At 70.4% G+C, this 18022-nt stretch carries 18 protein-coding genes; 6 read left to right on the top strand and 12 right to left on the bottom strand.

Annotation, left to right across the window (positions count from 1 at the left end):
* Window positions 1–122: 122 nt before the first annotated feature.
* Window positions 123–551: a DUF3151 domain-containing protein gene (locus AB0B14_RS15460; protein WP_357066517.1), complete on the bottom strand. Its 429-nt coding sequence runs from the start codon at window positions 549–551 to the stop codon at window positions 123–125.
* Between the two features lie 249 nt (window positions 552–800).
* On the opposite strand from AB0B14_RS15460, the gene AB0B14_RS15465 reads away from it, so the two are divergent.
* On the top strand, window positions 801–1997 hold the full coding sequence (locus AB0B14_RS15465) for a hypothetical protein (RefSeq protein WP_357522811.1): 1197 nt from the start codon (window positions 801–803) through the stop codon (window positions 1995–1997).
* Window positions 1998–2049: 52 nt separating this feature from the next.
* On the opposite strand, the gene fbaA is transcribed toward AB0B14_RS15465, so the two are convergent.
* Both fbaA and AB0B14_RS15475 read right to left on the bottom strand, forming a co-directional pair.
* A complete protein-coding gene (fbaA, locus tag AB0B14_RS15470) occupies window positions 2050–3075 on the bottom strand; it encodes a class II fructose-bisphosphate aldolase (protein WP_357066513.1) in 1026 nt (341 codons plus the stop codon).
* A gap of 136 nt (window positions 3076–3211) precedes the next feature.
* Window positions 3212–3595 carry a phage holin family protein gene (locus tag AB0B14_RS15475; protein WP_357522812.1) on the bottom strand — a complete coding sequence of 128 codons (384 nt, stop codon included), beginning with the start codon at window positions 3593–3595 and terminating at the stop codon, window positions 3212–3214.
* A 123-nt stretch (window positions 3596–3718) separates the two neighbouring features.
* Here AB0B14_RS15475 and AB0B14_RS15480 point away from each other — a divergent pair, with 123 nt between their 5' ends.
* From AB0B14_RS15480 to AB0B14_RS15495, 4 genes are all read left to right on the top strand, one after another.
* Entirely contained in the window at window positions 3719–3931 is a 213-nt protein-coding gene (locus AB0B14_RS15480) for a hypothetical protein (protein WP_357522813.1), read from the top strand.
* Between the two features lie 144 nt (window positions 3932–4075).
* Window positions 4076–5632: an LPXTG cell wall anchor domain-containing protein gene (locus AB0B14_RS15485; protein ID WP_357522814.1), complete on the top strand. Its 1557-nt coding sequence runs from the start codon at window positions 4076–4078 to the stop codon at window positions 5630–5632.
* 146 nt (window positions 5633–5778) lie between these two features.
* Complete coding sequence (locus AB0B14_RS15490; protein WP_357522815.1) at window positions 5779–7377, top strand: LPXTG cell wall anchor domain-containing protein; 1599 nt, start codon at window positions 5779–5781, stop codon at window positions 7375–7377.
* A 130-nt stretch (window positions 7378–7507) separates the two neighbouring features.
* A complete protein-coding gene (locus AB0B14_RS15495) occupies window positions 7508–8329 on the top strand; it encodes a DedA family protein (RefSeq protein ID WP_357066505.1) in 822 nt (273 codons plus the stop codon).
* Between the two features lie 242 nt (window positions 8330–8571).
* On the opposite strand, the gene AB0B14_RS15500 is transcribed toward AB0B14_RS15495, so the two are convergent.
* The 9 genes from AB0B14_RS15500 to AB0B14_RS15540 form a co-directional block, all read right to left on the bottom strand.
* Entirely contained in the window at window positions 8572–8949 is a 378-nt protein-coding gene (locus AB0B14_RS15500) for a metalloregulator ArsR/SmtB family transcription factor (protein WP_030332125.1), read from the bottom strand.
* A 57-nt stretch (window positions 8950–9006) separates the two neighbouring features.
* Window positions 9007–9546, bottom strand: a complete 540-nt coding sequence (locus AB0B14_RS15505) for an orotate phosphoribosyltransferase (RefSeq protein ID WP_355029652.1) — start codon at window positions 9544–9546, stop codon at window positions 9007–9009.
* A 169-nt stretch (window positions 9547–9715) separates the two neighbouring features.
* Window positions 9716–10525: an SDR family oxidoreductase gene (locus tag AB0B14_RS15510; protein ID WP_357522816.1), complete on the bottom strand. Its 810-nt coding sequence runs from the start codon at window positions 10523–10525 to the stop codon at window positions 9716–9718.
* A 10-nt stretch (window positions 10526–10535) separates the two neighbouring features.
* A complete protein-coding gene (locus AB0B14_RS15515) occupies window positions 10536–11189 on the bottom strand; it encodes a hypothetical protein (RefSeq protein WP_357066500.1) in 654 nt (217 codons plus the stop codon).
* A gap of 72 nt (window positions 11190–11261) precedes the next feature.
* Entirely contained in the window at window positions 11262–12020 is a 759-nt protein-coding gene (locus AB0B14_RS15520; RefSeq protein WP_357522817.1) for a hypothetical protein, read from the bottom strand.
* Between the two features lie 90 nt (window positions 12021–12110).
* Window positions 12111–12716 (bottom strand): DUF4178 domain-containing protein, encoded by a 606-nt coding sequence (locus tag AB0B14_RS15525; protein ID WP_357522818.1) that lies wholly within the window; start codon window positions 12714–12716, stop codon window positions 12111–12113.
* A 172-nt stretch (window positions 12717–12888) separates the two neighbouring features.
* Entirely contained in the window at window positions 12889–13269 is a 381-nt protein-coding gene (locus AB0B14_RS15530) for a hypothetical protein (protein WP_357066494.1), read from the bottom strand.
* A gap of 198 nt (window positions 13270–13467) precedes the next feature.
* Complete coding sequence (clpB, locus tag AB0B14_RS15535) at window positions 13468–16059, bottom strand: ATP-dependent chaperone ClpB (protein ID WP_357522819.1); 2592 nt, start codon at window positions 16057–16059, stop codon at window positions 13468–13470.
* Window positions 16060–16145: 86 nt separating this feature from the next.
* Window positions 16146–16787 carry a helix-turn-helix domain-containing protein gene (locus AB0B14_RS15540; protein WP_357522820.1) on the bottom strand — a complete coding sequence of 214 codons (642 nt, stop codon included), beginning with the start codon at window positions 16785–16787 and terminating at the stop codon, window positions 16146–16148.
* An 85-nt stretch (window positions 16788–16872) separates the two neighbouring features.
* On the opposite strand from AB0B14_RS15540, the gene AB0B14_RS15545 reads away from it, so the two are divergent.
* On the top strand, window positions 16873–18009 hold the full coding sequence (locus AB0B14_RS15545; RefSeq protein ID WP_357522821.1) for an epoxide hydrolase: 1137 nt from the start codon (window positions 16873–16875) through the stop codon (window positions 18007–18009).
* Window positions 18010–18022: the final 13 nt, after the last annotated feature.

Raw genomic sequence — 18022 nt, forward strand, 5'->3', positions numbered from 1 at the left:
CGGGCCCGCAGCCGGCACCTACCGCATCGTCAACCGCAACAGCGGCAAGCCCCTCGCCATCGCCGGCAACTCCACCGCCGACGGTGCCAAGGCGCCGGAGTCGGGCCGGCCGCCGGTGCGGGTCAGTTGCTCGCCAGCGCGTCCGCCGCTTCCGGGTCGCAGTCGCGCAGGAACTGGGCGCAGCGGGCCGCCTCGTCGGCCTCGCCGATCTCGTCCGCCGCTCGGGACAGCACGTAGAGGCAGCGGAGGAAGCCCCGGTTGGGCTCGTGTGACCACGGCACCGGGCCGTGCCCCTTCCAACCGCTGCGGCGCAGCTGGTCGAGGCCACGGTGGTAGCCGGTGCGGGCGTAGGCGTACGCGGTCACCACCTGGCCCTGCGCGAACGACCGGGCGGCAAGCTCCGCCCAGGCCGCACTGAAGGTCGGGAAGCCGGCCGCCACGCTGGCGAACGCCTCCTCGGTGCCGGCCTGCTCGGCGGCAGCCAGGGCGGCGTCGGCCTCGTCGTTCGCGGGCAGGCGGGTGGCCGGTGGCTCTGGCAAAAGGTTCTGCATCGCCCCATTCAACCCGCTGGACAGGGCGACACGCGAGCGGGCCGGCCGGCGCGTTCCACTGAACGGCTGAGGAGTTGGTCACGCCTGCGGCCTATGCCGCCGCCGGACCTTTTGCACTACAACTAATGGTCCGGAGCCTCCCCAGGAACCGGTAACGCAGGAGCCCGGTGGCCTCGGTCACCGGGCTCCTGTCGGTTACACCCCAGGCCCGAGGTTTGGCCGGCCCCGGCGCAGGGGCAGGATGGCCGGGTGCCGACCCCACCTCCCGCGGACGTCATCGAGCCGCACCTGCACACCGACGAGATCCAGACCCGTGACGAGTTCGATCGGCAGTTGGCCACCGGTCGGCTGACCGGGCTGACCGTGCAGGGCCTGCGCCTCGACCTGGCGCCGGTGCCCGACCTCACCGGCATCGAGGTCGCCGGCACGCTCTTCGTGGGCTGCCGGTTCGCCTCCCGGGACGTCGGGGCCGACCTGGTCCGGCGCGGCGCGAACGTGGTGCCGCCATTCTCGGGGCTGCCGTACCCGACCCAGCCGGCGCACCTCTACACCCCGGAAGACCTGGCCGCCGGGTTCGCCGAGGGCGGGTTCACCGGGATGTACGACACCCGGGTGTACGACCACTTCCGGGCGCACGGTGGCGCGCTGCCGGATGTCCGGGAGGCGCTGGGTCAGCGGCTGCACGATCACGGCGTGGACAATGCGCTGGCCGACGCCACCCGGATCTGGCTGGCCCGGCACGGGCCGCAGTCGGTGGTGGGCATCATGGGCGGGCACGCGGTGCGGCGCGGCAGTCCCGCGTACCGGATGGCTGCCGTGCTGGGGTGGGAGCTGGCGCGGGCCGACCGCCTGGTGGTGACCGGCGGCGGTCCGGGGGTGATGGAGGCCGCGAACCTCGGCGCCTACCTGGCGGACCGGCCGGCGGCCGAGTTGACCGAGGCGATCGACCTGTTGGCCGGTGCGCCCGACTTCACCGACCACCACCGGTACACGGCCACCGCCTTGGCGGTGCGGCAGCGGTACGCGGGCGTGCCCCGGCAGCGTGGTGGTGACGACCTCGCCTGGGCGCGGGCCGGTGGGCTGGCCATCCCGACCTGGTTGTACGGGCACGAGCCGGCGAACCTGTTCGCCGGTCGGATCGCGAAGTACTTCTCGAACGCGATCCGGGAGGACACCATCCTGCGGCTCGCCCGGGGCGGCATCGTCTTCGCTCCGGGGCGGGCGGGCACGGTGCAGGAGGTGTTCCAGGCGGCCACGAAGACCTACTACGGCACTGACGGCGCCAGCGGGGCGTACATCTTCCTGGACCGCGGCTACTGGACCGCGGAGCTGCCGGTGGAGGCGTTGTTGCGTCCGCTGCTGGCCGCGTCCCCGTTCGGTGACCTGTCGTCGACGATCCATCTCACCGACGACGTGCACGAGGCGGTCCGTCTGCTCACCGTCTGAGCGACGACGGCCGGCTCCCCGGGAGGGAGAGCCGGCCGTCGGTGGTGCGTCGTTACTTGGTCATCGTGGTGCCGGTGGAGCGCAGGTGCTCGCACGCCTCGACGACCCGGGCGGCCAGGCCGGCCTCGGCGGCCTTGCCCCAGGCGCGCGGGTCGTACTGCTTCTTGTTGCCGACCTCGCCGTCGATCTTCAGCACGCCGTCGTAGTTGCGCAGCATGTGGTCCGCGACGGGCCGGGTGAAGGCGTACTGGGTGTCGGTGTCGATGTTCATCTTCACCACGCCGTAGTCCAGGGCCTCGCGGATCTCGCTCAGCAGGGAGCCGGAGCCGCCGTGGAAGACCAGGCTGAGCGGCTTGTCCTTGCCGTACTTGGCGCCGACGGCCTCCTGGATCTGGTTGAGGATCTCCGGACGGAGCTTGACGTTGCCCGGCTTGTAGACGCCGTGCACGTTGCCGAAGGTCAATGCCGCCATGTAGCGGCCCTTCTCGCCGAGGCCGAGCGCCTCGACCATGGCCAGGCCGTCATCGGTGGTGGTGTAGAGCTTGTCGTTGATGGCGTTCTCGACGCCGTCCTCCTCGCCACCGACGACGCCGACCTCGATCTCAAGGACGATCTTGGCCTTGGCGGCCTCGTCGAGGAGCTGGGCGGCGATCTGGAGGTTCTCCGCGACCGGCACGGCCGAGCCGTCCCACATGTGCGACTGGTACAGCGGCTGCTCGCCGCGCTGCACCCGCTCCTGCGAGATGGCCATCAGCGGACGGACGAACTTGTCCAGCTTGTCCTTCGGGCAGTGGTCGGTGTGCAGGGCGACGTTGACCGAGTACTTCTTGGCGACCTCGTGCGCGTACGCGGCGAACGCCACGGCGCCGGTGACCATGTCCTTGATCGAGGGGCCGGACAGGTACTCGGCGCCACCGGTGGAGACCTGGATGATGCCGTCGCTCTCCGCGTCGGCGAAGCCCTTGAGCGCCGCGTTCAGCGTCTGCGAGGAGGTCACGTTGATCGCGGGGTACGCGTACCGGCCAGCCTTGGCGCGGTCCAGCATCTCCGCGTAGGCCTCGGGGGAAGCGATGGGCATGTGATGCGCTCCTTACTTACCACTCTCGGCCGTGCTGGCCGCTGTTGTTCACGTGTGCGCCGGACCGCGCTGTCCTCCGCCCGGCAGTATCCCGTAGGTGGCGCGTGCCGGAACAACCGACCCGGGTGCTAGCCGTTCACCGCCGGTCCAGGTTGTCCGGCACGATGACGCTGATCAGCCAGGTGACCACGGTCATCACGATGGCTCCCCAGAACGCCGCCCAGAAACCGTCCACCTGGAACGGCAGGTCGAGCCCTCGGGCGATCCGGTCGGTGAGCAGGAACAGCAACGCGTTGACCACCAGCGCGAACAGGCCCAGGGTCAGCAGGTAGAACACGCAGCCGACCACCCGGATGATCGGTTTGAGCACCGCGTTGATCACGCCGAAGATCAGCGCCACCACGATCAGGGTGAGCACCGTGTTGCCGCCGGAGCGGCCGTGCACGTCGACCCCGGGCACGATGAGCGTGGTTATCCACAACGCGACCGCGGTGATCGCCAATCGGATGAGGAAGCCCACGGCACCATCCTGGCACCGGGTCACGTCCGCGAGGGCTGATTCCGCCACTCCGCTTCCGGGCACGGTGCCGGTCCAGCCCGTACGGTGGGTGGGAACCGTGCCCCGAGACCCCCGGGAGAGACGATGGGTCAGCCCGACGAGGACTTCATCCCCGGCGACCACCTCGCCCCGGACGAACGCGACCCCGAGGCGGAGCCGGCGGACGCCGTCGAGCAGGCGACAGTGGCCGGCCCCGTCGACGTCGACGGCACGCCGCAGCGCGGGCTGGAGGTCGACGACTGGGACGCGATGGAGCAGGCCCGGGTGGTGACCGGCGACGAGGACGACTACCGCTGACCCATCGGAAGGCCGGCCGTCCGTTGCGACAGAGCTGGTCAGCCGTTCGGTTCGTTAGACAGTCATCAATCTGACAGGGCTGTCGGAGGAGCCGGGGTCTGCCTAGGTTGGACGGGCGCCACCTGCATTCCACGGGAGGACCCCATGCTCAAGCATTCGCTCCGCTGGCTGGCAGGGCTCGGCGTCGCAGGCGCGTTGGTCGCGGCCTCCGCAACCCCGGCCGTCGCCGCTGCCGAGATCGAGCCCTACGTCCAGGACACCACCCTGGCCGTCGGCTCGACGAAAACCACCCGCCTGCTCCTGTACGCCAGCGAGCCGACGACCCTCGACAACCTCTCCGTGCGGTACGACTACCGCTCCCTCGCCAGCAAGATCACCATCACCCCCGCCGACGGGCAGGAGTGTGCCGCACCGGAGCCCGGCGTGCTCGTCTGCGAAGAGCGCTTCGGCGTCCCCCTCAGCGAGCTGCCGCCTCTTGGCAGCGGGATCTACCGCGGCGTGACCGGGCGGGTGAACCTGGCCGCCACCCAGGACGCGCAGGTCGGTGACTCTGGCGACATCGTGGTCAGCTTCCAGGCGGCTGGCGGGCAACGGGGCAGCTACACCTCGCGGGTCCGCGTCGGCGAGGGTGTGGACCTGGCCGGCGGGCCGTTCACCACCCATTCCTCCAGGCCGGGCGGAAAGGTCAGCGTGCCGCTGGCCGTCACCAACGCCGGCGAGAAGACCATCACGGGCTTCGTCGCCGTCTTCGACCTCTCTTACTCGATTCGGACCAGGGACCGGTTCAGCAACTGTCTCTACTCCGGCGACCACCTGCTCTCCTGCGAGTTCGACGAGGAGATCCCGGTGGGCGGGGGAGTGTCCACGACGCTGAACCTCGAACTCGCGAAGGACACCTACGCCCCCACCAACCAGGGCGGCTCCGCCGAGTTCATGACCAAGGCCGACTTCGAGGACCTGACCCGCGTACGGGAAGCCGTCGGCGGCCGAGCTGCCACGGGCGGCAACGGTCCGAAGCTGACCCTCACCGAGGCGCCCAACCGGGCTCGGCAGGCCGACCAGACCGACGTCGGTCCGGGCTACGACTACACGGGTTGGACAATCAAGGTCGCCGGCAGGAACGGCACCGACCTCGCGGCGATCGGCGACACGCTCAGGGGCAGGGCCGGTGCCGTCGTCACGGCGACCGTCGGATTCCGGAACAACGGCCCGGCGACGCTCGACAAGGTGAACGCGGACGGGGAGGCCGCCACCCACACGGTCGTCGAGCTGCCGCCCGGCATCACTGCCGTCGGGGTTCCCGCCAACTGCCAGCTCCGGCCGGGCACTCGGACGTACCAGTGCGCCTCCGAGATGCTCCTGGTGGCCGGAAAGACCTACACCATGGATTTCCGGCTGCGCATCGACAAGGTCATCCCCAACGCCCGGGGCACGGTCCTGGTCAACGCGCCCTGCGAATGCCCCGGCGGCGGCACCTTCGAAGACGACATCAAACCGGCCAACGACAGGGCCACGATCGTGGTCAACGCGGCTCAGAGCGGTGGCGGTGGTCAAGGCGGTGGCGACGGTGGCGGTGGCGGCTCACTGCCCATCACTGGCCCCCGCACCGGCCTGGTCGCCAGCATCGGCGGTCTGCTGCTCGTCGCCGGCGTGGGCGTCTGTCTGCTCGCCCAGCGGCGCACCTCCCGCTTCGTCGCCTGACCCGTCCGACCGCGACGGTGCCCCGCCGACCCGTCAGCCTTTTGGATCGTCTTGTCGGACGGGCGGCTTCCCGGGGCTGCACGCGGCCTTAACGGTTCCTTAAGATCCACGGGCTCCACCTGAACCCAACTGAAGGAACCCCCCTCATGCTCACCCACTCCACCCGGCGCTGGCTCGCCGGGCTGGGCGTAGCAGGCGCGTTCGTCGCAGCCTCCGCCAGCCCCGCCGCAGCCGCCGCACCAGCAGTCGAATACAGCCTGTACTTCCAGAACGTCACCATCGCCCCCGACTCACCTGGTGTGCAGGCGCAGCCGAAGCTGTACGGCTCGAAGGCGAGCGTTCTCAACGAGGTCAGCGTCCGCTACGACTACCGCTCGTTGACCGGGAAGGTCACTCTGACCGGCGGCACCGGCAACGACTGCTCCCCCGACGGGGCCGGGATTCTGACCTGCGTCGAGCACCTTCCCTTCGTCGTCGACGAGGTCTACGGCGGATTCTTCGGTGACGTGCTGATCGTGCCGACCGACAAGGCCGCTGCCGGCGACACCGGCGAGTTGAAGATCAGCGTGACGTCCGCCGGCAAGTCCGTCGCCACCCACGCCTCCCGGATCCAGATCGGCGAAGGCGTCGACCTGGCCGGCGGGCCTGACACCGAGGTGGAGGCGTCCCCCGGTAGCGCGTTCCAGGTTCCGCTGACAGTGCGGAACGTCGGCAGGACCGACGTCGAGGCCGTGGTGGCGCTGTTCGACACCGATTACGGCATCCGCGCCAAGGACCGCTTCGACAACTGCTACTACGAAGAGGACTTCCTTCTCGCCTGCGAGTTCGACGAGCCGATTCCGGCGGGTTCGGGTGCCACGACCACCATCAACTACGAGGTGGCCAAGGACGCCTACGCACCGGGCAGCGAATCCGGCGACATCTGGCTGCTGACCCCTGCGGACTTCGCGAGCCTCAACAACGTGCGTGCGAAGGCGGGCGCCTCGGCGGCCCGCAAGGGCACGGGTAAGACGCTCTCGCTGACCCCGTTGGCCGGTGCGCGTGGTGCCCGTGCCCAGCAGACGGACACGGACCCGAGCAACAACCACAGCGCCCTGTCGGTGGATGTCACCGGCAAGAACGGGGCTGATCTGGAGGCCGTCGGTGCCACGTTCACCGGCAAGAAGGGCGCGGTGCTGACCGCCGCACTCGGCTTCCGCAACAACGGCCCGGCGACGCTGGAGCGCATCCGCACCAAGACCGACGTGACCTTCGTCGACGTGACGGTGCCGACCGGCACCACCGCCGTCGCGGTGCCGGCGGAGTGCGCCCCGCGTACTGGCAACAAGGCCGAGTGGGGCGAGGCAGGCACCCCCGGTGCGGCCGAATACCGCTGCTACCCGGGTCCGTTCGCCCCCGTGGGCAAGGAGTTGACCGGCGAGTTCTCGTTCCGGATCGACAAGGTCGTCACCGACGCCACCGGCATGGTCAAGGTCAACGTGCCGTGCGAGTGTGAGGGCGGCTTCTACGCGGACCTGAAGCCGGCCAACGACACCGCCAAGATCGTGGTGAACGCGGCCACCGGCAACGGCACGGGCGGCAACGGCAACGGCGGCACGGGCGGTGGCGACAGCGGTGACGGCGGCGGCCTGCCGATCACCGGTCAGTCCACCGGCCTGATCGCCGGCCTCGGCGCGCTGCTGCTCGTCGCGGGCGTCGGCGGCTACCTGGTGGCCAAGCGCCGCCGGACCCGCTTCGTCGCCTGACCCACCCCGTACCACCGGTGCCCCGCCGACCACCCGGTCGGCGGGGCACCGTCGTTGGGGCGTCGCACGACGCGGGCGGGTGGTGCGGGCCGGTCCGGCGCGGCACCAGACCTGGGCTTCGGTACCCTTTGTGGCCGTGGACACAGCTGAGACGACTCGCGCTCTCGTGGAGAGCGTCGCCCTGAACCCGCTCGATCCCAAGGATCTGCTGCAAACCTTCGGGCTGATCGGCGTGTGGGTGATCCTCTTCGCCGAGACCGGCCTGCTGGTGGGCTTCTTCTTCCCGGGCGACTCGCTGCTGTTCCTCGCCGGCGTCGCCGCGTCACCGGTGGCGGACGCGATCTTCGGCGACGGCACCCGCCTCAACCTGGCTGGACTGCTGATCGGCGGGCCGATCTGCGCGATCGTCGGCGCCCAGCTGGGGCACTGGCTCGGCGCCCGGTATGGCCGGCCGATGTTCGAACGGCCCAACTCCCGGCTCTTCAAGAAGGAGTACGTGGAGAAGGCCGAGTACTACTTCGACAAGTTCGGCCCGGCGAAGGCCGTGGTGCTGGCGCGTTTCATTCCGATCGTCCGCACGTTCCTCAACCCGGTCGCGGGTGCGCTCGGCATGCCGGCCCGGACGTTCCTGCTCTGGAACATCGTCGGCGCGGTGCTCTGGGTGGACGGCATCCTGCTGATCGGCTACCTGCTCGCGGAGCAGATCTACGACGCCATCGGCGAGAAGATCGACCGCTACATCCTGCCGGTGGTCGCCCTGATCATCCTGATCTCGGTGTTGCCGATCTTCTTCGAGTTCCTTCGCGACCGGCGCGCCCGCAAGCGCGGCGAGGCGGTCGCGGTGGTCGCGGCGGCCAGCGCCGCCGGTGCGGTGGAGGCGGCTCGCGAGGCGTTCGACCACGACCGGCACCAGCACGACCGGCAGCGCCCGGAGCACGGCCAGGACCGCTGAACCCCCGTACGACGACGACGGCCGGCCCCCTGGTGAGGGGGTCGGCCGTCGGCATGTCGGACCCGGCCTCCGGCGGTGCGGCCGGGGACGAGCAGGTGTTATCCACCGGTGGCGCCACCCCTGGCTCGCCACCGGACGCCGTCCCGGCGCGGGACGGCGTGCAGTGCCTACCGCCGTCCCGGCATGGGACGGCGTGCAGTGCCTACCGCCGTCCCGGCGCGGGACGGCGTGCAGTGCCTACGTCAGCGGGCCTTCTTGGTGGCCCGCTTACGCGGCGGGGTCAGCAGGTCGGCGATCGTCGCGATCGCACTCGGGACCAGGCTGTAGTACGCCCAGACACCGCGCTTCTCCCGCTGCAGCAAGCCCGCCTCGGTGAGGATACGCAGGTGATGACTGACCGTCGGCTGAGAGAGGCCGAGCGGCGCCGTCAGGTCACAGACGCACGCCTCGCCCTCTGGGGCCGACTGGATCAGGCTGAGCAGCCGCAGCCGAGCAGGATCCGCAAGGGCCTTGAGGACCCCGGCGAGACGCTCGGCATCGGCACGTTCGATCGGCTCGCCGTTAAGCGGCGAGATCTGAGGCATAGTCATTTCGGCCAACGCAGTTCCCACGTATTCCATCCTTCCACCAGCAGCATCGATCCGCCTGCATATCAGCAGATCCGAATCGGCAAACTTTTACGCCACAAGGCCGAGGTCAGCCAACGTATAGGCCGCCCGGTAAGGCAATCCGGCGGCTCGCACCGCGTCGCCGGCGCCTCGATCAACAATAACCGCCACGCCCACGACTTCCGCCCCGGCCTCGCGAAGCGCTTCGACAGCTGTCAACACACTTCCGCCCGTCGTGGACGTGTCTTCCACCGCCAACACCCGGCGGCCGGCCACCTCCGGTCCCTCGATCCGTCGCTGCAGACCGTGTGCCTTGCCCGCCTTGCGCACCACAAAGGCGTCCAGGGCCCGGCCGGTCGGAGCGGCGGCGTGCAGCATCGAGAGCGCGACGGGGTCCGCGCCCAGGGTGAGGCCACCGACCGCGGCGTAATCCCAGTCGGCGGTGAGGTCGAGCAACACCCGGCCGACCAGAGGAGCGGCCTGGTGATGGAGCGTGACGCGCCGCAGATCCACGTACCAGTCTGCCTCCCGCCCCGAGGAGAGCACGACCCGCCCGTGGACCACGGCCAGGTCGGTAATGAATTTACGCAGGTCGTCGTGGTCCCCCATGGCGATAGAGGTTACTGCGCAAGTCTGGACGGCGTGTGTGGGGTCCACCCTGATCAGCCCGGCGAGGGACCGATGGTTGGCGATGTTCGACTACGCTCAGCGACTGGCCTGACAGCGGCGCGCCAACGCCTCGGCAACGACCACCGGGGGCCGGTGGGCCGGTCGAGGCTCAGTGCTCGTCGCGGCCGATCCGGCCGCGAGTGTCCCGGGCGACCAACTGGACCAGCCGACGGGGCGCATGCCGCATGCCGGCGACGGCCACCTTGTACTTCCAGGCCGGGACACTGACCATCTTGCCTTTGCCCAGGTCACGCAGGGCTTCGTCGACCACGTCCTCGGCCCGCAGCCACATCCATTCGGGCGTCTTGGACATGTTGATGCCGGCCCGCTGGTGGAACTCCGTGCGGGTGTAGCCGGGGCAGAGGGCCATCACCCGGACACCGAACGGCCGCGCCGACAGGCCAACCGACTCACTGAAGTTGGTGACCCAGGCCTTGCTGGCCGAGTACGTCGAACCCGGCATCGTCGTGCCGAACCCGGCGACCGAAGAGACATTTATCACTGCCCCATTTCGGCGTTCGGCCATCTGTCGCAACGCCGCCAGGGTCAACCGCATGACCGCGTGCACGTTGAGCCGCAACAGGCGCGCCTCGTCCTCCGCGGTGGAGCGCAGGAACGGTTTGTTGAGGCTGATCCCGGCATTGTTGACCAGCAGGTGCACCGGGCTGCCGTCGGTGAGCCGTCGCTCCACGATGGCGCACCCGTCGTCGGTGGACAGATCCGCCGCGATCGTCTCCGCCGCGCGACCGTGGGTGGCACTCACCGCACCGGCCATCTCCGCCAACCGGGCCCCGTCGCGGGCGACAAGCACCAGGCGCCAACCGTCGGCGGCCAGCCTCCGGGCGAACGCCGCCCCGATGCCGGCGGTGGCCCCGGTGATCAGTGCTCGACGCTCGGCAGTCGTGGGGTCGAGCGACACGGGGCGGTCCTCATCTGGGCGGGTACGGGGGCGCGGGCGGCGCCGGCGGGGCGGACGTGAACGCGGGCGGTGCGGAAGGTGGAGTGGGCGCGGTCGAGCGGCGGTGACCGAACCAGGCGTTCGCCGCCGGCAGGGCCAGCAGCACGGCTACTACAAGGTAACCGAGCACCTGCCCGACGGAAAGCCCGGCGTTGAGCGGGATCCACCAGGACGGGTACGCGTCGCCGACCAGGCCCAGCAACTCGGCGAGAGCCTGGTCGTCGGCACCCAGTTGCAGTGGCGCGGCCCGTTCACCGATGAGCACCGCCACGCTGCAACAACCGCCGAGCACGCCGAGCCCACTGATCACCCAGGTGGCCACGCGGGCGCCGTTGCGGGCCGCCACCAGCCCGAGGGCCAGACCGGCGAGCACCGGCACGGACAGCGCCGCCAGCACCGCCGACAGCACGCCGGACGCGCGAAGCAGGGTCACCACGTCGTCGATCTGCTCCGGGCTCGCCGTGGTGTCGCGGGCGGCGGAGCGGAACGCGTCGACAGTGCCGCCCAGCACCAGCAGGTCGACCACGGCGTACGCGAGCGAGGCCACCGCCATCACCCACAGCACGGACGCGGCGATCAGGACGACGGCGGGCCGGCGGGCCGGTGCCGATTCGGGGTACGACACGACGAATCCCTCCGGTAGGCGTCGGGTTGCAACCTACTCGGAGGGATCGTCGGCGTCGCGCCTATCCGGCGGTCAACTCGTCGACGGCGGGGTTGACCCGGGCCGGTCCGTGGGCGGCGTGTCGCCCGGCCGGTCCGTCGGCGGCGGGTAGCTCGGCTCCCCACTCGACGGATAGCCCGGCTCACCGGACGACTGCGGGTAGCCGGGCTGACCCGGGACCTGCGGGTTACCCGGGTAGCTGGCACCCGGTGCCGGCGGCTCCCAAGCCGTGGTGGCCTTGCGGAAGAACGGGTTGGCCTTGGGCAGCGCCAGCAGGACCAGCGCCGTGACCAGCGTGATCAGGCTGAGCACATAGATCAGCAGGCTGACCGGGGTCACCCAGGAGGGCAGGGCCTCCTCCAGGCGGCGCTGGATCTCGTCGGGGCTGGGCCCGTCGCCGGTGCCGCCACCGGTGTTGAAACCGCCGCCCACGTTGCTGAGCAGGCCACCGCCCACGCAGCAGACCATGATGCCGCCGACGATCCAGGTGGTGATCCGGGCACCGTTGCGGCCCTGGTTGTTGAACATGGCAAGCACAGCCAGCGCGACCGCGAGCAGCAACATCAGGATGCCGCCGCCGAGGCCGATGGCGACGAAGACGTCTGCCACCTGGTCGCCGTCGGTGCTGCTGCCCTCGTACGCGGCGCGGAGCGCGTCCCGCGTCTTGCCGAAGGTGGTGAGCGAGATGATCAGCGTGATCACCTGGAGCGCCACGAACAGGTAGAGCAGGTAACTGGAAATCGACACAACTGATGGCCGCTGACGGGCCGGCGTGCTCTGGGAATCGACCATGATTCTCCTTCCCTCAGATCGCCCACACCGTATCGGCAACCGGCCGTTTCGGCATGCCGTGGCGAGCCGGCGCGCCCACCCGGCCCGGGCTCAGCGCTCCCCGGATCTGGGAAGGATCGTCAGGTCAGCGCGGTCGAGCAGGTCACCGCGGGCCACCCGCCAACCCTCCTCGCCGTACGCCTCGAAGGAGAGCCGCGCGGTGCCGCCGGACTGGTAGTCGTGGTAGCGCATCGTGCCCGCCGCCGGCAGTCCGGTCTCCTCGGTGGCGGTGTAGCGCGCCTGCCCCGTCTCGGCCCAGGTGTAGCGCCGCCGACCGAGGTCGATGGTCGGGGCTCCCGGGGTCACGCTCGCGCCCGGCTCGGCCGTCCAGAGCACCAACTCCAGTTCGGGGCCGTCCTCCACGGAGAGCCGGTAGCGGGTGCCGGACCCGTCGTCGAGCAGGTGCTGCACCCAACTCCAGTCCCCCTCGACCAGGCGAATGGTGCCGCTCACCGCGTACTCCCGCTCGCGGATCCGCACGCGGTGGCCCAGGCCCAGACGGAGCGGATCGCCACGCGGTGGCTCCGCCGGCCGGGCGTCCGACGATCGCCCGCCGGACCGGGCCGTCGCCGGCCGCCGGGTCCGCACGACGAGCACGATGACGACCACCGCGAGTACGGCAAGCGCCACCACCAGGTACGTCACTGACCTGCCCACCCGACCATCTCCCCAGGTACCTCGGCGCAGACGGTAACAATCCTCGGCTCCGGTGGGACCCGTACCGTGACCGACAGCTCAGCTACCGATGGCAGCCGTGGCGTCGCCTGTTGTGCACGATCGCACTGTGGACGGCCGGGTGGGCGCTGGTTCGTCCATGTCCGCAGATGGATCAAAGTGTGGCGAGCCGCTGGCTGGCGTAGTTACCAAGCGTCTCGCGGCCCAGCACGCAGCCGACGAAGGTGGTGAACTCGCTCGGGTCGTCCCGCAGTGCCGTCCAGGCCGCCCGAGCCGCCGTCGGGTCGACCCGTTCCAGCAGCGTGGCCGCGTACGCCCGCCCGGCGGGTGTGCCGTCGGCCAGCACCCGGTCGAGCTGCCGACGGACCTCGTCGGGGTGGTCGTCGAGGGCAGCCTCGACACTGTGGAACGCCTCCGTCACCGGCAGCAAAGCCCCGGCGATGCCCACCCCACCAAAGGCAAGCGTGTCAGCCGCGATCAACTCGTCGACAGCCGCACCAAGTTCCCGCTCCCATTTCTTCCCAATCCCAAACATGCCCCACTCCTTTCCCCACCAACCCCCCTCCCACCCCCCTCACCCCCTCTTCCCCCACCCCACCCACCCCCACCAACCCCCTCCCACCCCGGTGATCATGGAGTTATTGCCCCGACACGCCGAGCAGCCGGGCAATAACTCCATGATCAACGCGGGGGAGGCCTCCGGGGGTGGGGGTGGGGGTGGGGGTGGGGGTTGTTAGGCGGGGGTTACGGAGAGGGTGTTGGTTTGGGTGTTTTGGTCTACCTTTACTGTTTGGCCGTCTCGGATCTGGCCGGACAGTAGGGCCTTTGCCAACTGGTCTCCGATTGCGGTCTGGACCAGACGACGGAGTGGGCGGGCGCCGTAGATCGGGTCGTAGCCGTGCTCGGCCAGCCAGGTCCGGGCGGACTCGGTGATGTCCAGGCCGAGCCTGCGGTCGGCCAGACGCCGCCTCATCCGGTCCAACTGGATGTCGACGATGGCCCGCAGATCGTCCCCGCGCAGCGAGGCGAAGACCACGATGTCGTCCAGCCGGTTGAGGAACTCCGGCTTGAAGTGCGACCGGACCACGGCGAGCACACCCTCGCGGCGCTGCTCGTCGGCGAGCGTCAGGTCACCGATCACCGACGACCCGAGGTTGGACGTGAGGATCAGGATCGCGTTGCGGAAGTCGACCGTACGGCCCTGACCGTCGGTGAGCCGGCCGTCGTCGAGCACCTGGAGCAGCACGTCGAAGACGTCCGGGTGGGCCTTCTCCACCTCGTCGAGCAGGATCACCGAGTACGGCCGACGACGCACCGCCTCGGTGAGCTGGCCACCCTCGTTGTAGCCGACGTAGCCGGGCGGGGCGCCCACCAGGCGGGCGACCGAGTGCTTCTCGCCGTACTCGCTCATGTCGATGCGGACCATCGCCCGCTCGTCGTCGAAGAGGAACTCGGCGAGGGCCTTGGCCAGCTCCGTCTTGCCGACGCCGGTGGGGCCGAGGAAGAGGAAGCTGCCGGTCGGGCGGTCCGGGTCGGCGATGCCGGCACGGGCGCGGCGGACCGCGTCGGAGACCGCGCCGACCGCTTCGGGCTGGCCGACCACCCGGCCGCCCAGCGACTCCTCCATCCGCAGCAGCTTGGCCGTCTCGCCCTCCAGCAGCCGGCCGGCGGGGATGCCGGTCCAGGAGGCGACCACCGCGGCGATGTCGTCCGCGCCGACCTCCTCCTTGAGCATCGCGCCGTCGGCCTGGAGCTGGGCCAGCTCCTCCTCGGCCTGCGTCAGCTCGACCTTGAGGGCGGGGATCCGGCCGTAGCGCAGCTCGGCGGCGCGCTCCAACTCACCGTCGCGCTCGGCCCGCTCGGCCTCGCCGCCGAGACGCTCCAACTCCTCCTTGGCGGTGGAGAGCTTGGTGATGTGGCTCTTCTCCGTCTGCCAGCGCTCGGAGAGCACGGTGAGCTGCTCGCGCTTGTCGGCCAGCTCCTTGCGCAGCCGCTCCAACCGCTCGGCGGAGGCGGCGTCCGGCTCCTTCGCCAGCGCCATCTCCTCGATCTCCAGCCGGCGCACCGCCCGCTCGATCTCGTCCACCTCGACCGGACGGGAGTCGATCTCCATCCGGAGCCGGGACGCAGACTCGTCGACCAGGTCGATCGCCTTGTCCGGCAGGAACCGGTCGGTGATGTAGCGATCCGACAGGGTCGCGGCGGCGACGAGCGCGGCGTCGGTGATCCGTACGCCGTGGTGCACCTCGTAGCGCTCCTTGAGGCCGCGCAGGATGCCAATGGTGTCCTCGATCGTCGGCTCGCCGACAAGCACCGGCTGGAAGCGACGCTCCAACGCCGGGTCCTTCTCGATGTGCTCGCGGTACTCGTCGAGCGTGGTCGCGCCCACCATCCGCAGCTCGCCACGGGCCAGCATCGGCTTGAGCATGTTGCCGGCGTCCATCGAGCCCTCGCCCTTGCCGGCGCCGACGACCGTGTGCAGCTCGTCGAGGAACGTGATGACCTGCCCGTTGGAGTTCTTGATCTCCTCCAGGACGGACTTCAGCCGCTCCTCGAACTGGCCCCGGTACTGTGCGCCGGCGACCATCGCGCCGAGGTCCAGCGAGATCAGCTTCTTGTCGCGCAGGGACTCGGGCACGTCACCGGTGACGATCCGCTGGGCGAGCCCCTCGACGATCGCGGTCTTGCCGACGCCGGGCTCGCCGATCAGCACCGGGTTGTTCTTCGTACGCCGGGAGAGCACCTGGATGACCCGACGGATCTCGGAGTCCCGGCCGATGACCGGGTCGATCTTTCCGTCCCGGGCGCTGGCGGTGAGGTCGACGCCGTACTTGGTCAGGGCCTGGTAGGTCTGCTCCGGGTCGGCGGTGGTGACCCGGCGGTCCCCGCCGCGGACGGTCGGGAAGGCCGCGACCAGGGCTTCCTCGGTGGCACCTGCCGTCTTCAGCGCGCCGGACACCGCCCCGCCGACCCGGGCGAGGCCGGCGAGCAGGTGCTCGGTGGAGGTGTACTCGTCGCCCAACGGCCGGGCGATCTGCTCGGCGGCGCCGATGGCGTTGACGAACTCGCGAGCCAACGTCGGCTCGGCGATGCTCGAACCGCGGGCGGCCGGCAGGGCGTCGACCGCGCGCTGGGCGGCCCGGCGCAGCTCGGCGGGGTCGGCCCCGACGGCGCGCAACAGACCGGTGGCGGTCGAGCCATCGGTGTCCAGGAGTGACAGCAGCAGGTGCCAGGGCTCCACGGTGGCGTGGCCACGCTGGTTGGCCAGCGCGACAGCCCCCGTGATGGTTTCGCGGCTCTTGGTGGTGAGTTTTTCGGTGTTCATGGGCTCCCCCGGATCGGCGTTGTCCACTGAGAAGGACACAACCAGAGTTGAGCGTATTCCACTCAACCTTAGCGCTGTGACACCCATCACTCCCGAAGGCGCCACCGCCAGTCGAACTCCCCGGCCGCCGGAGGCGGACCGGGCAGCGGGTCCGCGCCGGGCACCGTCGAGAGGCCCGCCAGCAGCACCGCGAGCTGGCGGCGGCGCAACTGCCCGGTCCGCTCCGCATCCGGTACGCGCACCGCCGCACACGACTCCAACAGCAACCCCAGATCGTGTACGACCGCGTCGGGGCGCAACCGCCCACTGCCGCGGGCCCGCTCGAACAGGGCGGTGGCCAGCTCGCCGGCGCGCATCGCGTCCCGCCCCATCTCCTCGGTCGGCGTGAAGGTGCCGGCCAGGTGGACGGTGAGCGAGTGCACGTCGGCGTCGACCACCCGGGCCAGGAAACCCGTGAACGCGGCCCAGTCGTCCGGCTCGGCGAGGGCCGACTCGGCCTCGGCCACGTACCGGCGCAACCCGTCGTGGCAGAGCTGACGCAACAGGTCCTCCTTGCCCGCGTACCGCCGATAGAGCGCGCTGATGCCGACGCCGGCGCGTTCGGCGACGGCGGCGATCGGCGCCTTCGGGTCGTCGAGGAAGACCGCGCGGGCGGCTTCGAGGATGACCTCGTCGTTGCGGGCGGCCTGGGCGCGGCGGCCGCCCAGCGTCTTGCCGGAAGTTGCCATGCGGTCAGCCTAACAGTGGAACGGATCGTTCCGGTCTGCTACTGTGACTGCAGAACGAAACATTCCGTTCCGAAGGAGTTCCGAGATGACCGGCACCGCGCTCCGCCCGTTCCGCGTCGAGATCCCGCAGACCGCCCTCGACGACCTGGCCGCCCGCCTGGCCCGCACGAGCTGGCCCGCCGAGGTGCCCGGTGCCGGCGACACCTACGGGATGGGCACCGATCGGGTGCGGGCACTCGCCGACCGGTGGCGCGACGGGTTCGACTGGCGGGCCGTCGAGGCCCAGCTGAACGCCCACCCCCAGTTCGTCACCGAGATCGACGGCGAGCAGATCCACTTCCTGCACGTCCGGTCCTCCCGCCCGGACGCCACCGCCCTGGTGCTCACCCACGGCTGGCCCGGCTCCGTCCTGGAATACCTGGACGTGATCGCCCCGCTCACCGAGCCCAGCGACCCCGCCGCGCCGGCCTTCCACCTGGTCATCCCGTCGCTGCCCGGCTTCGGGTTCTCCGGCCCCACCCGCAGCGCCGGCTGGAACCGCTTCCGCACCGCCCGCGCCTGGGCCGAGCTGATGAACCGCCTGGGGTACGCCAGCTACGGCGCCGTCGGCAACGACGCCGGCTCGATGGTCGCGCCGGAGCTGGGCCGGATCGATCCGGAGCACGTCCTCGGCGTGCACGTCACCCAGCTCTTCTCGTTCCCCTCCGGCGACCCGGCCGAGTTCGCCGACCTGTCCGAGGCGGACCAGGCGGCGCTCACGCACCTCCAGTGGTTCTACGAGAACAAGTTCTCCTTCAACCAGGTGCACAGCCAGCAGCCGCAGACCCTGGCGTACGCGCTGGCCGACTCCCCGGTCGGGCTGCTCGCCTGGAACGCCCAACTGTTCGACGAGAGCCTGGACGCGGACTTCATCCTGGCCAACGTGGCCCTCTACTGGTTCACCGGCACGGCTGCCTCGGCGATCCGGCTCTACTGGGAAGACGCCCACGCCGACCAGCAGCCGACCGCGCCGACCACCACGCCGACCGCACTGGCCATGTTCCCCGGCGACTTCCAGTCCATCCGCCGCTTCGCCGAGCGGGACCACGCGAACATCGTCCGGTGGACGGCCTACCAGACGGACGTCGAGGGCCGCGGTGACGTCGGCGGCCACTACGCCGCCCACCAGGCCACTGACGTGCTGGTCACCGACATCCGCGAGTTCTTCGCCAGCCTCCGCTGACCATCGCGTCGCC

Source organism: Micromonospora sp. NPDC049171, from assembly GCF_040648275.1.
Taxonomy (GTDB): Bacteria; Actinomycetota; Actinomycetes; order Mycobacteriales; family Micromonosporaceae; genus Micromonospora.

What these genes read in the sequence shown, in the direction of transcription:
- AB0B14_RS15540 (WP_357522820.1), bottom strand. Translation starts at nt 16,787, where the DNA reads ATGGCAACTTCCGGCAAGACGCTGGGCGGCCGCCGCGCCCAGGCCGCC.
- AB0B14_RS15480 (WP_357522813.1), top strand. Translation starts at nt 3,719, where the DNA reads ATGGGTCAGCCCGACGAGGACTTCATCCCCGGCGACCACCTCGCCCCG.
- AB0B14_RS15490 (WP_357522815.1), top strand. Translation starts at nt 5,779, where the DNA reads ATGCTCACCCACTCCACCCGGCGCTGGCTCGCCGGGCTGGGCGTAGCA.
- AB0B14_RS15520 (WP_357522817.1), bottom strand. Translation starts at nt 12,020, where the DNA reads ATGGTCGATTCCCAGAGCACGCCGGCCCGTCAGCGGCCATCAGTTGTG.
- AB0B14_RS15485 (WP_357522814.1), top strand. Translation starts at nt 4,076, where the DNA reads ATGCTCAAGCATTCGCTCCGCTGGCTGGCAGGGCTCGGCGTCGCAGGC.
- fbaA (WP_357066513.1), bottom strand. Translation starts at nt 3,075, where the DNA reads ATGCCCATCGCTTCCCCCGAGGCCTACGCGGAGATGCTGGACCGCGCC.
- AB0B14_RS15545 (WP_357522821.1), top strand. Translation starts at nt 16,873, where the DNA reads ATGACCGGCACCGCGCTCCGCCCGTTCCGCGTCGAGATCCCGCAGACC.
- AB0B14_RS15530 (WP_357066494.1), bottom strand. Translation starts at nt 13,269, where the DNA reads ATGTTTGGGATTGGGAAGAAATGGGAGCGGGAACTTGGTGCGGCTGTC.
- clpB (WP_357522819.1), bottom strand. Translation starts at nt 16,059, where the DNA reads ATGAACACCGAAAAACTCACCACCAAGAGCCGCGAAACCATCACGGGG.
- AB0B14_RS15500 (WP_030332125.1), bottom strand. Translation starts at nt 8,949, where the DNA reads ATGGAATACGTGGGAACTGCGTTGGCCGAAATGACTATGCCTCAGATC.
- AB0B14_RS15460 (WP_357066517.1), bottom strand. Translation starts at nt 551, where the DNA reads ATGCAGAACCTTTTGCCAGAGCCACCGGCCACCCGCCTGCCCGCGAAC.
- AB0B14_RS15505 (WP_355029652.1), bottom strand. Translation starts at nt 9,546, where the DNA reads ATGGGGGACCACGACGACCTGCGTAAATTCATTACCGACCTGGCCGTG.